This is a genomic window from Pseudoalteromonas sp. THAF3 (genome assembly GCF_009363775.1).
Classification (GTDB): Bacteria; Pseudomonadota; Gammaproteobacteria; order Enterobacterales; family Alteromonadaceae; genus Pseudoalteromonas; species Pseudoalteromonas ruthenica.
In genome coordinates, this window is sequence record NZ_CP045418.1 from 1109216 (window position 1) to 1124481 (window position 15266).

Below are 15266 nucleotides of genomic sequence, written 5' to 3' on the forward strand. Positions count from 1 at the left end.
CTTAGAAGACTAAATCTACACCCATAGATACAAGCTCTACTTCAGTATTAGTAATATCATCATCGAATCGACTCACATCGATTTTAAATGCTGCCGATGGATGGAAATTATAGCGTGCGCCTATAGTGTAGGTATTTGATTCTGCACGTTGAGAGAGTAGCACGAAGTTAGTAGCATCTCGCAGCAGCGGCGCATTTGGGTCACTCGGATTGGTCGACACATTAATAGGGCCGTTAGGTGTTTGAATCTGTGCGGGTATCGTGTTCAACTCGGAACTGTCATTTTCGTCGTCGTTGTTTTCATAGGTAAAATGCACTGTCCAGTCATCGATGCGATAGCCGACGGAAGCATAATATTGACGCTGTTTTGCCAATATGCTGTCTTCTACCTCAAACTGGGTATACTCAGCATCAAATAAGAAGTTATTGTAATCAACACCAAAGCCAATGGCTGCGAAGTAGGCATCATCCTCTTCAATTTCTAGGTCTTGGCGTTGCTCACTCAGTCCATAACCATCTAAGCCGTTTAGTAGCGAAGTTAATTGTGCACTGTTGCTTACATCAATGCTGGCTTCACTCATAAAGTACGCAACCCGCGCGGTGAACCAATCTCTCGATAGTGTCCAGTTTACGCCCAAAGTATCGTTAAGTTCAGCTGCATCGTTATTGGTAACGGCGACAATATCGTCATTTACGGCACCGTACATCAACTGCAACGCACTATCCCAGTCACCTAGCGTGCTGTTATGGAGGTAACTTAACCCTTCGTAGGTGGTGAAACTGAGGTTATAAACAGACTGTGGCGGGCGCACCCAACGATAGGCGTAACCCACATCTAAAAAGTCTGAATAGCGATAAAAAGGAATGCGCATTTTCCCGGCGCTGAGCTGTGAATTGTCAGATATTTCGTAGGTGAGGTAGGCCCATTCAAACTCAGCATCAAAGTCGTTCTCTCCACGCGCAATAACCTGTGCGGTGGCGCTTAGGCGCTCTTGCAAATCGGCCGACACCTGCAAGGCGAACTTGCTCTCTTGCTCCATATTAAAGTCGTTATCATATCCATAGAGCGTATCGTCATCATCCAGAGTTTGACCACCGACAATAGAGGCGAAACCATTTATTCTTACCTCAGCAAAGCTGGGCAAGCTAACCAGTGCGGCTGCAATAGACAGCCCTAGTAACGTTTTCTTCATGTTGATTTCCTTACTGTTACCGATTAAGGGTGCCTTTTGAGCATAGAATAAAATACCTAGTTAACAAGGTAGGTGACTGATACTTAAGCAGTAGTTCAAGGTAAGCGTATTGCTAATGAAGTGAAGAAAGTGTCCGCTGCGGACACTTTTATTGTCCGCGGACACCTTAGACTCTCAAGGGGTATGGTAAAAGTGTATACAAAACAATGAGTTAAATTTTTATTCTGAGTTGGCATGCTTTTCGTAACCCTGTACTCATACGTACTAAGGGAAGTTGTTATGCTATTAACTTTATTTGTTTTTTTTACCTCTCCATTATTGGTGCTTGCGGCGGCACTTATCAGCACCTGGTTACACAGTAACTGCCTGTTGGTCGGGGAGGCGCAGTCATGATCCGCGATACCCAAGCACAGGACACTGTTGTGAAAGAGCGCCAGCGCTCATACAAACCCTTGTTGATTGGTCTTATCAGCGTATTAGTCATCGCTGCAGCGCTCTATACCTTTGCTAGTCCCCAGTCTAATACCAGCCACTCCATTGCCCGTGAGAGTGTCAAAATTGCCACCGTCCAGCGGGGCAACCTGGTTCGCGATATCGCTACCACAGGGTTTATCGTCGCGGCCAATGCCCCGCAAGTATATAGCCCAACGCAGGGCTATGTGGAACTGCTGGTCAACCCCGGCGATACCATTGCCGTGGGGCAGGTCGTGGCGCGAGTTAAAAGCCCCGAGCTGGCCAACAACTTAAAACAACAGCAGTCTGAGCTTCAGCGTTTAGAAGATGAGCTTTCGCGCAAAGAATTACAGGTGCGCCGCGATAAACTCGCACTTATGCGCACGCTGGATATGGCCAAAGTGACTTTAGATGCGGCTAAACGTGAGCATCGTCGAGCGCTTATCTCTATTAAAGACAATCTTATCAGCCAAATTGATATGGAACAGGCACAAGATGAATTAGCGCGTGCCAAATTGGCCTATAAACATGCTCAGCAAGAAGTACAAATTGGCGAAGACACCTTAGCATTCGAATTAAAGTCAGCACACAGCGATGTCACCAGGCAGCAGCTTGTTGTTGATGACATCAGTCGTAAAGTGCGCGAATTAGCGATTGTTGCGCCGGTTAGCGGGGTGGTGGGTAACCACTTTGTTCAACAGCAAGCAGCTGTGGCTCCGAGCCAGGCACTGATGACGTTGGTTGATTTAAGCGCTTTTGAGGCCGAATTACAGGTACCTGAAAGCTATGCCAATGAGCTTGGCTTAGGCCTTGAGGTCGAACTCAGTATTGGCTCTGAGCAGCTGATGGGGGAGCTGGTGTCTATCTCTCCTGAAGTGAAAGATCGCCAAGTGAGCGCCCGAGTGCGTTTTACCCAGCGTGAGGGCTTGCGCATTCGTCAAAACCAACGGATTTCGGCACGCATTCTTCTAGAAAACCGTGAAGATGTATTGATGGTGCGCCGTGGGGCATTTATGAATCAAGGCGGCTTTGTGGCCTATCGCGTCAATGGCGACGTGGCTGAACGAATTCAAATTCAAACAGGGTCGAGCAGTATGGCGGCGGTCGAGCTCACCGCAGGGGCACAGCAAGGCGATGAACTCGTGGTGTCCAGTTACGATGTATTTAACCAAGCGCAACGTGTATTGCTGCGTTAAGCGCTTTTATAAAAGGATATAAAAATGATTAAAATGAATAATATCAACAAGGTATACCAAACGGATATGGTGCAAACCCACGCCCTACGGGATTTCAACCTTAATGTTGAGCAGGGTGAATTTATCGCTGTCACTGGGCCGAGCGGCAGCGGTAAAACCACGTTTTTAAACATTGCCGGGATGTTAGAGCCGTTCTCTAGCGGTCAGTATCAGCTCGACGGTGTGGATGTGGGTGGTTTGAACGACAATCAACGAGCTGATTTACGAAACCAAAAAATTGGCTTTATTTTCCAAGGATTTAACCTTATCCCAGATTTGAACTTGTATGAAAATGTGGAAGTACCATTGCGATATCGCGGTATCAAAGCCGCAGAACGTAAAAAGCGCATAGAGCGGTGTCTTGAATTGGTAGGCCTCGGTGCTCGCGCTAAACACCTGCCACAACAGCTCTCTGGGGGACAACAACAGCGTGTCGCGATCGCTCGGGCGTTGGCCGGCGAACCGCGCTTTCTACTTGCCGATGAACCAACCGGAAACCTCGATAGTTTAATGGCGCGTCAGGTCATGGAAATTCTTGAAGATATTAACCGTGAAGGGGCGACCATTGTCATGGTTACTCATGATCCGGAGTTGGCACGCCGAGCGCCGCGTAATATTCAGGTCGTCGATGGCCAACTTGCTGATTTTAGTCTGTATCAAGGCCGACCTAGTAGCGCAAGCAGTGCCGGCGATATTGCTCAACAGGCTGTAGGGGGCTAATGATGTTTTGGCACTATATTGATTTAAGTTGGCGCTCGCTCAAGCGTACCCCCATGGTGAGCACCTTGATGGTGTTGGCTATCGCCATTGGCATCGGTGTAACGATGACGACTTTATCGGTGTATCACATGATGAGCGCCGACCCTATTCCGGCAAAAAGCAAGCAACTGTTTGCCGTGCAATTGCAGTCTATGGACGATGGCGATGGCTGGTGGACCAGCGATGATTTGCCTTATCAACTGTCTTTCCCAGATGCAGAAAATCTATACCAAGACCGTGCAGCGAAAGCGCAAGCGCCAATGTTGCGCACAGGTTTTGCCGTACATCTTGGAGATGCGCGTACCAAGCCACAACTGATGGGGGCAAGAGCAACGAGTCGCGACTTTTTCAGCATGTTTAACGCCCAGTTTGTGCATGGTGGAGCATGGCGCGAGCAGGCGGACAAAGACGCAATGAAACAGGTGATCATTGAGCGTAGCTTGAGCGAAGAACTTTATGGCCAGCAAAGTCCAGTGGGAAAAACCTTATACCTCGACAATCATGTGTTTGAAGTGGTGGGGGTTGTTGCGCCAGTCACCCGTCATATCAAATTTTACGATTTGAATAATGGCGCGTTTCGCAAGCCAGAACGCATTTTTGTGCCGTTCTCTTTAATTCGTGAGCTGGAATTGCCCTCATGGGGGAACTCCAACGGTTGGAAACGCGAAGAGATCAAAAGCTATCAAGATAAATTGAATTCGGAGATTTATTGGCTGCAATATTGGGTCGAGCTCGATAATGATGAGCAAAAGCAGCAATACAGCGACTATTTGCGCAATTATATCGACCAGCAAAAGCAACTGGGGCGGTTCACGCGAGAGCATCCGAAGTTTTCCTTGCGCGATGTTAATCAGTGGATGACGTACAACAAGGTTGTCAGCGAAGACAATAAAATTTTAGTGTTATTAAGCTTTATGTTCTTGGCTGTTTGCTTGGCGAATATCCTCGGTCTACTGCTCGCTAAGTTTATGCGTAGGGCACCCGAAGTGGGTGTGCGCCGAGCCTTGGGGGCGAGCAAAACACAAGTATTTATGCAGCATTTGGTCGAGGTTGCCTTGCTTGGCAGCTTAGGCGGTGTGCTCGGTATTTTTCTGGCACAGTTGAGCCTCTGGGGCGTGCGAGAAAGTTACAGCGCCTACAGTGACTTGGCTACCATGGACGCGTTCATGCTTATCAGTGCGCCAGTCATTGCCATTATCGCGTGTGTCGTCGCTGGCTTGTTACCAGCCTGGCAGGTGTGTCGAACCAACCCCGCTTATTATCTGAAAACGCAGTAGGAGCTAGAGCATGTCAGAATTAAAACCCATGATAAACGCATTACTGCGCTCAAAAATTGGTGCTGTGTTACTACTGGTACAGGTGGCCATCACCTTGGCTATCGTCAGTAACGCGGCGTTTATGATAAGCGACCGTCTCGCCTATTTGAATCAACCTACTGGCTATGACGAGTCGGCTATTTTTAGTTTTCGAGTGAATAACTTTGACCCTGATATCAACCTGGTTCAGCAATACGCTTTGGATGAACAGGCGATCCGCTCTCTCGATGGTGTGGTTGATGTGGCGATGACTAACTGGGTGCCACTGTCTGGCAGTGGTGATTCGAGCAGTATGCACACTTCGCCACCGCCAGAGATGGGCCGTGGTGTGCGTGCAGCGTATCAGCTTACCAGCGACAGCGCCCTTAATACTCTAGGTGCCACCTTGATTGCTGGGCGTAACTTCCGTGCTGATGAAGTCGTGCACAGTGATAATCGCGACAATTTGCCAACCACAGCCATTGTCACCAAAGATTTGGCCGAGGAGATGTTTCCCGATGAGTCAGCGCTTGGGAAAACCGTTTATCAAGGGCAAGGCGCGCTGAAAATAATCGGGGTTATCGATACCATTAAAGGCCCTTGGCTTGATGATAGTCGCCCGGCCAATGTGATCTTCTTCCCGTTTAATTATGCCGACTCGCGAGCTGAGTTCATTGTTCGCACCGAGCCCCATAAGCGTGCACAGGTAATGGCACAAATCGAAGAGCTGTTACTTAACAACGAATCTCAGCGCGTGATCTATCGTATTGAGGGATTAGATGAAAGCAAAGCCGCTTATATGGCACGTGATAGGCTGGTCATGCGTATGCTGATCGTGTTAATTGTGGTCTTAATACTGGTTACTGCGCTAGGTATTTTTGGCTTAACGCTGTTTAATATCTCCAAACGCACTAAACAAATCGGTACGCGTCGCGCCTTAGGTGCAAGACGCTCGGCCATTGTAGGTTACTTCTTGGTCGAGAATGCATTGGTTGCCAGTGTCGGTATTGTTCTTGGAGCAGGTCTGGCCATGTTATTAGGGCAGCAGCTTATGACGGTCTTTTCTCTGCCCAGTCTATCGTGGACTTTTGTCTTGGCGAGTGCCACTTTTATGCTCATAATGAGTTTGATTGCCGCTTGGGCACCGGCTCAGCGGGCCGCCAATATCGAACCCAGCATCGCTACGCGGTCTATATAATTACAATAACAAGCGGCGCCGATAGGTGCGCCGCCACATTATGGATAATATGAAAAAGATACTCATCGTTGACGATAACACCGCAGTGTTGGAAGCATTGTCGCTACTACTGGAGATTCATGGTTATCATCCCGTGGTCTGTGAAACGCCCACCGAGGCGCTGCATATCGTTCGCTATCAACGCATTGCTTTAGTTTTACAGGATATGAACTTCAGTGCCGACACCACCTCAGGTGAGGAGGGCAGAGCGCTGTTTTATCAGTTACGAGAAATCAACCCACACCTTCCGGTGGTCTTGATCACCGCTTGGACCGAGCTCAGTACCGCAGTGGAGTTAGTCAAAGCCGGCGCAGCCGACTACATTGGTAAGCCTTGGGATGACCAAAAGCTGTTAACGACCATCGAAAATCTTGTCGCGCTGGGCGAAGCCGCCAGTGAGAATGCAACCTTTAAACGCCAAGCCCAAGAGCGCAGCCAAGCTCATGCTGGCGCTGATTTAGCCGGGTTGGTATTTGCCAGTGCTGCAATGCAGCGGGTTGTGGATATGGCGTTGCAGGTGGCCCATGCTGATGTGCCTGTGCTTATCACGGGAGCGAATGGCAGTGGTAAAGAAGGCATTGCTGAGATTGTGCACCGTAACTCTGTACTCAAAGCACAGCCCTTTATTAAAGTGAATGCCGGGGCACTGCCTAGCGACTTAATTGAAGCGGAATTATTTGGCGCTGAAGCCGGCGCATTTACCGGAGCCAAAACCACACGCATAGGACGCTTTGAAGCCGCAGATGGGGGCACCTTGTTTCTTGATGAAATAGGTAACCTATCACTCGATGGGCAAATGAAATTGTTGCGTGTGCTGCAAAGTGGTGAATTTGAACGCGTTGGCTCCACGCAAACCCGGAAGGTCTCGGTGCGGGTGATCTCTGCGACCAATGCAGACCTGCGCAGTGATATTCAACAAGGGCGTTTTCGCGAAGACTTATATTATCGTCTCAATGTCATTGAATTAGCGGTGCCACCTTTGTGCCAACGCCAAGATGATATCCCAGCTTTAATTGCGCACTTTTTGCCAGGACGAGAGCTGAGTCCTCATGCCGAGCAGGCACTGCGTCATCATAGTTGGCCAGGAAACGTACGCGAGTTGGAAAACGCCTGTAAGCGTATAGCGGTGCTTAAGCCGCAAGGCGAATTACAGGCAGATGATTTTGCTTTGCAAAGTGCTGAACAAGCACAGATGCAAAAACATGAGCCCTCGAAACAGGACATTGAACACTCTATGCGTCTGCATCAAGGCGTGGTGGCCAAAGTGGCACGGGATTTTGGTTTATCGCGACAAGCGCTGTATCGACGTATGCAGAAATTCGGTATTGAATACTAATGGCCTTGTTAACTTCACCCACCAGTCGCCTTACTTGGCAGCTGAGCTCATGGCTGAGCTTGTTTGTTTGTGCGCCGGTTGTAGCTGGGGTATTACTAGGGTTGTTATCGGTGTTGCAGGCGCTGCTCTTAGCCGTCGTGCTTGGCGCGCTGCAAGCCATGTTTATACATTATGTGGTCACACCCAGAGTGAAAGGGCTCCAGGCTATAGAGTCGGGGTTGTTGAACTTTAAGGATGGGGATTTTTCCACCTCTTTGGCTTATAACAAAAATGATGAGCTGGGCGATTTGTGTCGGCTTTACAATGAAACCGCGAGCAAATTACATCAAGAGCGGCAATGGATATACCAACGAGAATTGATGCTCGATAAGGTTCTGCATAGCTCGCCGCAAGCGCTGTTATTAGTGAATGACAAACAGCAGGTGGTGTACAGTAACCACAGCGCTAGGAGCTTATTGTTTGCCGATTTACGCGTTGAGGGTGAGCAATTATCGGTATTGTTTGCGCGCATGCCAAACGGGTTAGCGCAAGCTTTGCAGGCAGGGAAAGAGGGCTTATTTAGTGTTGAGCAGCAACATGAGCAGCGGCAAACATGGCACTTAGCTACCGGACACTTCTTGCTCAACAATCAAGCTCATACTTTGTATATACTCAAGCCCATGACACGGGAGATCTCACGCCAAGAAGTGCAAGTGTGGAAAAAGGTGATCCGGGTAATTAGCCACGAACTCAATAACTCCCTCGCGCCGGTATCATCCATGTTGCATTCTGGGCAGTTGTTGGCACAAGGCATTGAAGACACCCGTTTAGCGCGAGTATTTACAACGATTGACGAGCGAATCGGTAAACTCAGTGAGTTTGTTCAAGGGTATGGGCGGTTCGCTAAATTACCACAACCGCAAATGAAACATTTCAGCTGGCACAATATGATGCAAGGGCTTACGCAGCAATGGGCTTTTACATTGCTTGGGGAATTGCCAGAGCAGGGCTATGGCGATGATACCCAGCTTGAGCAATTGCTTATTAACTTGTTCAAAAATGCCCATGAATCAGGCTCTCCAGAGGCAGATATCAGTGTTGAGGTGAATTGTAGCGAGGCGCAGCAGGAAATACTGGTTCGCGATCGCGGCAAAGGTATGTCAGAAGCCGTGATGGCCAGTGCGTTGGTGCCCTTTTACTCCACTAAAAGTACGGGGTCAGGGCTAGGCTTAGCGCTGTGTCGTGAAATTTGCGAGGCGCATCACGGTGACATCAGTTTACACAATCGCCACCACGGTGGCTTAGTAGTGCGTGTGCACCTGCCCCTTGCTTAGTCGGTTGTGCCAGGCAAAAACAAAAGCGAACGTTAAATCAGCATGAGTAACACTTTATACATCACCGGCGCCGGGGTTAGCGCCGCCAGCGGTATTCCCACCTTTCGTGGTGAGGATGGGTTCTGGCGCATCGGCAGCGCACACTACACGCCTATGGAAATGGCAACTCGGGCCATGTACCAACATAATCCCAAGGAGTTCTTAGCCTGGTATTATCATCGTTTTGCTACGTACCGCCATCATGACCCGAATGATGTGCATCACTGGCTCAGCGATAAAAATCTGATCACCCAAAATATTGATGGCTTAGATGCCAAGGCGGGGAACAACAATTATATCGCTATTCATGGGCGCTTAGATTTAATGACCGAATTTCATAACCAAGGAGAGGCGGTGACGACACACCCAGCGCCTTGGGAGAGCATTGATGAGGGGAACCTCCATGCTTCGTTGCTGGCGGCCTTTGCCATTGACGGTGAAAAGCCCCAGCTATACCACTCTTACAAACCTTTGGTCCTGCTCTTTGATGAGTATTACACCGACCTATATGGTATTACCGAGGCTCAGCAACGCATGCTATCAGCGGATAAAATCGTGTTTATTGGTACCTCGTTCAGCGTCAATATTACGCAAATGGCATTGGAGATTGCCCGAAGCAGAGGCATTGATGTTGAGGTTGTTGACCCTGAACCAGTGCAAGTAGCACATGCACAGGTGACTTATCACCGCATGACGGCGTTGGAATATGTGCAACGTATGGGTTAGCAGGTAATAAAAAAGCGCCCAACTGGGCGCCTTTAGTTAACGACTAGGAGTTAGTTGCTAATTTCAAAAATAACGCTTTGTTCTTGTTCGAGAAACCCGAATGTCATGAGCGCATCACCGCTGACATCCGCCTTCGCAGTGACATTCAAATACACTTCGTCACTTGCGCGCTTATTTAAGGTAGCGGTGACCAAGCTGTTATTGATAATCCACGTACTGGCATCGGTGACGTTAATGTTGTCGCTAAAACCAGTGTAATCCGCATACACACGTATTTCGGTGCTTTCACCTGCATTTAAGCTGATAGTTTCACTATTGTCGTTAATAAAAATAGCAGATAACTCACCTTCTTGCGCAGAAGTGACTGACAGGCTGATGGAGTCTTGTACAGAGTCTGAGCAGCTCGCATACACCAACCCATCCCCTTTTTCTGTTGCCAATACGGCGCCACTGAATCTTGGGTTTGTTTCGATATAGGCGATAGCATTGTTATTTTCAGCCCAATTCACACCCGGCGTAACATCAACACTTTGCTCGTTAAGCGTACCACGCACTTGCAAGGTTTCGCGCTCACCTAAATCAAGGTCTAAAGACTCATAGCTCTGCTCGTCGCTATCGACAAAACGAATGCTGGTGACTTGTGTTGGCGCGGTTGTGAAACTGAGTTGGTTACTGTTTGCTTGTGCGTAGGAGGCGCGCACTTGAAGGTCATCACCACTGCTATCTGAGGTATATAAAACACCAAAATCATTGATGTAAGCCGTGGCACTGCCTGCCACTTCCCAGGTCAGCTTGTTGTTATCCACGGTGCCTTGATACCCATCATCATAGGTGACGGCGGTGTTAATTGTGTTTGGTTGACAGGCATAAGCACGGGCACTGTTTGCGCTCAAGGTCAGGCTCGCTACTTGAATGTCTTTAATAGATACTTCGATGCTTTCACTGACGTCATTGATGGTTGTCGCAGTGAAGGTGACTAGGCCTTGTTCAGTTTCGCTTTGAGCTTTAGCCGTGATTTTACCCTGGTCATTAATGCTCGCAAAATCAGGGTGTGAGGATTGCCATGTCACCTCTTTGGTAATGTCGCGAGAGTCGCCTTTTGAGTCCACTCCAGTGGCCTTGAGTTGCAGCTCATCACCAGGTTCAATACGAATGCCACCGCCGGTAATGGAAATGCTTTCAATAAGTTCACCAGATTGTCTTTGGCGCTCTTTCTCGAATGCGGTGTTAATGCTGTTGGCATTGTCATTGTCACTGCAGCCACTGAGCATGCCTAAACTTAAAAGCAGGCTGCTTGCCAATAGAGTTTTATTCATTGCTTTATCCTTAAAAAACATAACTCAGACCAACGCCCCACGCGTCAATGAGGATATCGTCTTTGTTATAACGCTGCTGGTAATCGGCATTAATACGAAAATTATAGGGAAGGTCATAATTTACTCTGCCTCCCCAAGCAAAGCCTGAGAATTCTTCTAAGCCATCATAGACACTGGGCTTGCCACTGAAGAGCACTTCGGTACGCGCATAACCTAAGGCTAAATCGACGCTAAAACCATCGTAGTTCGGTGAGCGAAAGCGAAAAAATGCGCTGTAATTTTGGTCGATGTCCGTGGTGACACCTAGAAGATCGTCGTCGCTGCTACTTACTCCGCCTTGAAGCTCAAGGAAAATACCATTGTAAAGTTCAGCACCTAGCTTAATATTGTTCACTGTGGGGGAGGCGCTATTGCCATCAAAATCGGTGCTTAGTTGCAGATAATCTGCACCGATATAATATTCATTGGCGTGAGCGTAATTGCACGCGAGCGCCAAGCCTAAGCACAGCAGTTGCTTTTTCATTGTGTCTTCCTTCTCGAGATGATCCACAGCAGTGTATCAAAATTGTATCTAAAGTGGGTAACAAGATGTAACCTAAATTTCGCCAACAGGCTATGCTAGGAACGCAGCGCCCATGGCAAGATAGTGCGGCCTCTATAAAAGGGGTTAAAAGTGATAACTCACGCCTAAACCGTAGCTGTCGAGCTCAACTTCGTTACCTAAATCACGTGATGTGTAATCAAGCGCAACATGCCAGTTAGGGTTCACGGCGTAGTCAATGCGTGCAGAATAGGCAAAGCCATCGTCAGAGATACTTTGGTTAAGAGCTTGATTGGTTAAATCTACTTTGGTGTGGGCATAGCCTAACCCCAAATCAAAGGCAAAACCACGATGGCGAGGGGTGAGTAAACGCACAAACAATGCGCGGTTAGCGCTTAACTCATAAGTGGTACCCTCAACCATGTCATCATTGTCGTAGACACCCAGCTGTGCCTCCAACGCAATTTGTTCAAAGATAAATACACCACCGCGTAAATTAACGTGGCTAAAATCTGCTTGTCCGGGCGTGCCGACAGTCTTTAAATCCATTAATTGATAATCGCTACCAAGATAAAAGTCCATTGGGTGTTCAAAAGGACGATTGTCGGCATGGGCATTCAGGCAGGCAGCGGCAAGCAAGGCACACAGGAGCTTATTCATAACATTATCCCTGTTGTAGTGAGCAAAAAATTGTATGCAAAATCCTAACTTAATGATTTAGCGAAGTAAATGGATGTACTCTATGGTGCTAACACAGCAAACAATAAAAAACCCAGCGCTAGGCTGGGTTTTGGTGCATCACAATGTTGAACTGTGGCTGTTATTGATTCGCTTCTAACTCTTCGCGTTTAGCGCGAATTTTTTCTTTCAGCTCTTCAATCTTTTCTTTTGTTTCCTCTGATAATTCACCGGCACCTTCTTTTGACTCTTCCCAAGCTTGCTGGGCTAGATCTTTAGAATCGGCCACTAAATTATCTAAATGTGTTTTACCTTCTTCACTGGCTACGGCAACAAGTGCTTGTGTCTCGTTAACAAGCTCATCAAGTTGCTCACCGAAAGACTCATCGTGCAATTGCGCGCTAAGATCTTTAGCATCTGCAACAGCAGAGTCCCATGCTTGGCTGATCTCTTCTTTTGCTTCGACCGCACTGTCTTTCGCTTGCTCTTTTGCTTCATTAGCATCTTCACAAGCACTCAGTACCAAGGCACTGGCTAGAACGGTAATAACAGCTAATAATTGCTTCATTGTGTCTTCCTCTTTGACAAAACCTGGGCTCAGTATAGCGGTAAAAATATAAATAGAGCATGAATTTGCTACTTTTATCTGAGCAGTTGTGACCGTGCACCATTTCGAAGCAGCGCTGTGCACTGATGGCGCAATGACTGCACCGGAATATGCGAATAAAAATTTAAGGTACTGAACACGAAAAGAAAAATAGAGTTGGCACTAATTCTGCGGCGGTCTTTGCCAAGCAAGGGGTTGAGGAGCACCGACATGGGCATTAGTTACCTGAGCGTGATTGAACGTTATCAAGAGCATCATAGCGTCATCACCCCCTTACTCGATGCACTTATTCAGTCTTTGCAAGCCCACCCGCAGTGGCAAAACCAGCCACACCTTGCTTTTGCAAAGCTATGCCAACATTACCATTTTGCTGAGCTGTGTTATTTACTTGATAGCAATGCGGTGCAACTGAGTGCCAATATCGATAACAAAGGGAATACCTTGCACGGGCAGGGGTGTAGTCGAGCCTCTCGGCCTTACTTCACGGCGCAGCAGCAGGGCCAATTTACTCTCAGCGAACCATACATCTCTTTAGCCACCGGCAACCTGTGTGTGTCGGTGATGGCCCCTTGCCAACAAGGTAGCGATAACAAAGGCTATGTCGTGGTTGATATTCACCTCGCTCAGCTGGTGGAGTATGTGATGGGGGACCGTTCTCGAAGCCGTTTTAGTGGCGTATTTAAAGCCGGCTACAGTGTCATTGTTATGAGCTTATTTACGCTGGTATTAGTGCTTATGTACACCGTTAGCATGGAAATTTGGCACTTATTACTGAGCCTAAATGGTGATAGCGACCCGCTGCAGCCTTTTGGCATTATTATCTTTATTACCTTAGCGTTATCCGTATTTGACTTAGGTAAAACTATCCTCGAGGAAGAAATTTTAATGCACAAAGATATCTTCCGTCACAGTTCTACGCGACGAACAATTACGCGATTTATTTCCACCATCCTTATTGCCATCTCCATTGAAGCGTTATTGACCATGTTCAAGGCTTCTTTGGGGCAGACAGAGTACACCACCGCCGCGCTGCTGATGATGCTGAGTGTGATGGGGTTGCTGATAGGGCTAGGCGTGTATGTTTATCTAGGTGCTAAGGCAGAGCTGCTGTTAATACAAGCTCAGCGAGCTAAAAAAGGCAGTTGAGGGTGTCTCTACTATACTTGTGGCAACGTTTGCGCGGGCCTTGGGAGTGGTGAGCTATGTATGACAACTTAAAGAACCATCAGCACTACACGGTGATTCTTTACACCCCAGATAAAGACATCGATCAGCATGCAATTGATGTGCTTAGCAGACACTTTGACCATATTTTGGTTACCAGTGATAAGCAGCAATTACTGACCGTTGTGAGCCAATCTCCCGCTGTAGTTGTGTTTATGTCTTTTGAGCATTTTGCCGACGCGCTGCAATTTTATTACACCCATTTAGAGCCAATGCAGCGCACGCCGCCCACCTTTAAGGTTGCCTACCTTATTGCCCGTAAAGACGAAGCGGACGCCTATCATGCGTTTGCCATCGACGCTATTGATGACTACGTGGTGGTGCGCCCGCTCTACGAGGTACATCGGCCGATATTAGTTGCAACCACCTTAATGCGCCAACTAGGTGTGGTGGCAGCGTCAAAGCAAGCTAAAAAGGCCCATTTTAAACAGCTTCACCTGAGCACTAAAGTAGAGCAGCAAATGCTTGAAGGGCTGCGACATAAAAAAGCGCTGAAAGAGGCATTTACTCACTCTATAAATGAATTACAAGCGCACATTATGGATCAGTCCCAGCACTTGGGTGATGACGGCGAACAGGTTGATGTTAAAGAGGTAAAGGCACTGCTTTCGCAACTATGCTCCAATGAGTTGCGGCCTACGCTGCTCCATTTACAGCAGCAAGCTTTAGATCTTCTGGAGCAATGCTTGCTTAGCCGCAGTCAGCAAAGCGGTGGCACTGCAGAAACGTCGAAAGCTACAAATGAGTCGGTGCAGCCCTGTGTCAAAGATGCGCAAGTCAATAATGTTTTACTGGTGGATCACGATGAGGTGTCGTTGCAATTAAGCGCCCGCTGCTTAGCGCATTATCAGTGTCAGGTGGTTGAAGTACTTAATGGCCGCGAGGCACTGAAACTATTACAACAACACGCATTTGATTTAATCGTGCTGGACATTAACCTTGATGACTCCGATGGTATAAACATCGCATATCAAATTCAGCATAACCAAGGCACTAATCAGCAAACGCCCTTGATATTAATGGTCAAGCAGCTGTGCAGTGTAACCAAGCAGCGCGCAAAAGACGCGGGTTTTGAGGTACTGCTGGAAAAACCTCTGACCATGAAAAGCTTAGATGCAGCGCTTACTCAGCTGCAGCGCCGTCTAGCGCTAAAAGAATGAGCGCTTTTCTAATGAACACACAGCCTGTTATTCCCATGAATGTCGATGCTTTAGCGGTGGATCGCAAAAATGTTAAAACATATCCACGATAGTGTGGTTGAAGTAACCCTACTTCTACTAAAAGCAACTTTTCATACAAGACTATTAGATTTTTC

14 protein-coding genes are annotated in these 15266 nt (G+C 47.8%); 9 read left to right on the forward strand and 5 right to left on the reverse strand.

What is annotated here, in order from left to right; all coding sequences use genetic code 11:
• Position 1: 1 nt before the first annotated feature.
• The gene (locus tag FIU82_RS05090) at positions 2 to 1192 is read right to left on the reverse strand and encodes a porin (RefSeq protein WP_152440501.1); all 1191 of its coding nucleotides are present in this window, start codon (positions 1190 to 1192) and stop codon (positions 2 to 4) included.
• A 389-nt stretch (positions 1193 to 1581) separates the two neighbouring features.
• On the opposite strand from FIU82_RS05090, the gene FIU82_RS05095 reads away from it, so the two are divergent.
• The 7 genes from FIU82_RS05095 to FIU82_RS05125 are packed head-to-tail and all read left to right on the forward strand — an operon-like array spanning position 1582 to position 9585.
• The gene (locus FIU82_RS05095) at positions 1582 to 2841 is read left to right on the forward strand and encodes an efflux RND transporter periplasmic adaptor subunit (protein ID WP_152440502.1); all 1260 of its coding nucleotides are present in this window, start codon (positions 1582 to 1584) and stop codon (positions 2839 to 2841) included.
• Positions 2842 to 2865: 24 nt separating this feature from the next.
• Positions 2866 to 3600 (forward strand): ABC transporter ATP-binding protein, encoded by a 735-nt coding sequence (locus FIU82_RS05100; protein ID WP_138547854.1) that lies wholly within the window; start codon positions 2866 to 2868, stop codon positions 3598 to 3600.
• A 2-nt stretch (positions 3601 to 3602) separates the two neighbouring features.
• Positions 3603 to 4916, forward strand: a complete 1314-nt coding sequence (locus FIU82_RS05105) for an ABC transporter permease (RefSeq protein WP_152441463.1) — start codon at positions 3603 to 3605, stop codon at positions 4914 to 4916.
• Between the two features lie 10 nt (positions 4917 to 4926).
• Positions 4927 to 6132 carry an FtsX-like permease family protein gene (locus FIU82_RS05110; protein ID WP_152440503.1) on the forward strand — a complete coding sequence of 402 codons (1206 nt, stop codon included), beginning with the start codon at positions 4927 to 4929 and terminating at the stop codon, positions 6130 to 6132.
• 49 nt (positions 6133 to 6181) lie between these two features.
• Positions 6182 to 7507, forward strand: a complete 1326-nt coding sequence (locus tag FIU82_RS05115; RefSeq protein WP_152441464.1) for a sigma-54 dependent transcriptional regulator — start codon at positions 6182 to 6184, stop codon at positions 7505 to 7507.
• Positions 7507 to 8820, forward strand: coding sequence for a PAS domain-containing sensor histidine kinase (locus FIU82_RS05120; RefSeq protein WP_152440504.1), 1314 nt, complete (start codon positions 7507 to 7509; stop codon positions 8818 to 8820). Before FIU82_RS05115 ends, FIU82_RS05120 begins: the two co-directional genes overlap by 1 nt.
• A gap of 42 nt (positions 8821 to 8862) precedes the next feature.
• On the forward strand, positions 8863 to 9585 hold the full coding sequence (locus FIU82_RS05125) for a Sir2 family NAD-dependent protein deacetylase (RefSeq protein WP_152440505.1): 723 nt from the start codon (positions 8863 to 8865) through the stop codon (positions 9583 to 9585).
• Between the two features lie 50 nt (positions 9586 to 9635).
• On the opposite strand, the gene FIU82_RS05130 is transcribed toward FIU82_RS05125, so the two are convergent.
• The 4 genes from FIU82_RS05130 to FIU82_RS05145 form a co-directional block, all read right to left on the reverse strand.
• The gene (locus tag FIU82_RS05130) at positions 9636 to 10901 is read right to left on the reverse strand and encodes a hypothetical protein (RefSeq protein ID WP_152440506.1); all 1266 of its coding nucleotides are present in this window, start codon (positions 10899 to 10901) and stop codon (positions 9636 to 9638) included.
• A 10-nt stretch (positions 10902 to 10911) separates the two neighbouring features.
• Positions 10912 to 11424 (reverse strand): outer membrane beta-barrel protein, encoded by a 513-nt coding sequence (locus FIU82_RS05135; RefSeq protein WP_045978143.1) that lies wholly within the window; start codon positions 11422 to 11424, stop codon positions 10912 to 10914.
• Between the two features lie 144 nt (positions 11425 to 11568).
• Complete coding sequence (locus FIU82_RS05140) at positions 11569 to 12102, reverse strand: porin family protein (RefSeq protein WP_152440507.1); 534 nt, start codon at positions 12100 to 12102, stop codon at positions 11569 to 11571.
• A 160-nt stretch (positions 12103 to 12262) separates the two neighbouring features.
• On the reverse strand, positions 12263 to 12688 hold the full coding sequence (locus tag FIU82_RS05145; RefSeq protein WP_022945666.1) for a hypothetical protein: 426 nt from the start codon (positions 12686 to 12688) through the stop codon (positions 12263 to 12265).
• A 249-nt stretch (positions 12689 to 12937) separates the two neighbouring features.
• Between FIU82_RS05145 and FIU82_RS05150 the strand changes: the two genes are divergently transcribed.
• A complete protein-coding gene (locus FIU82_RS05150; RefSeq protein WP_138547860.1) occupies positions 12938 to 13873 on the forward strand; it encodes a general glycosylation pathway protein in 936 nt (311 codons plus the stop codon).
• A 56-nt stretch (positions 13874 to 13929) separates the two neighbouring features.
• A complete protein-coding gene (locus FIU82_RS05155; RefSeq protein ID WP_152440508.1) occupies positions 13930 to 15111 on the forward strand; it encodes a response regulator in 1182 nt (393 codons plus the stop codon).
• Positions 15112 to 15266 lie beyond the last annotated feature (155 nt).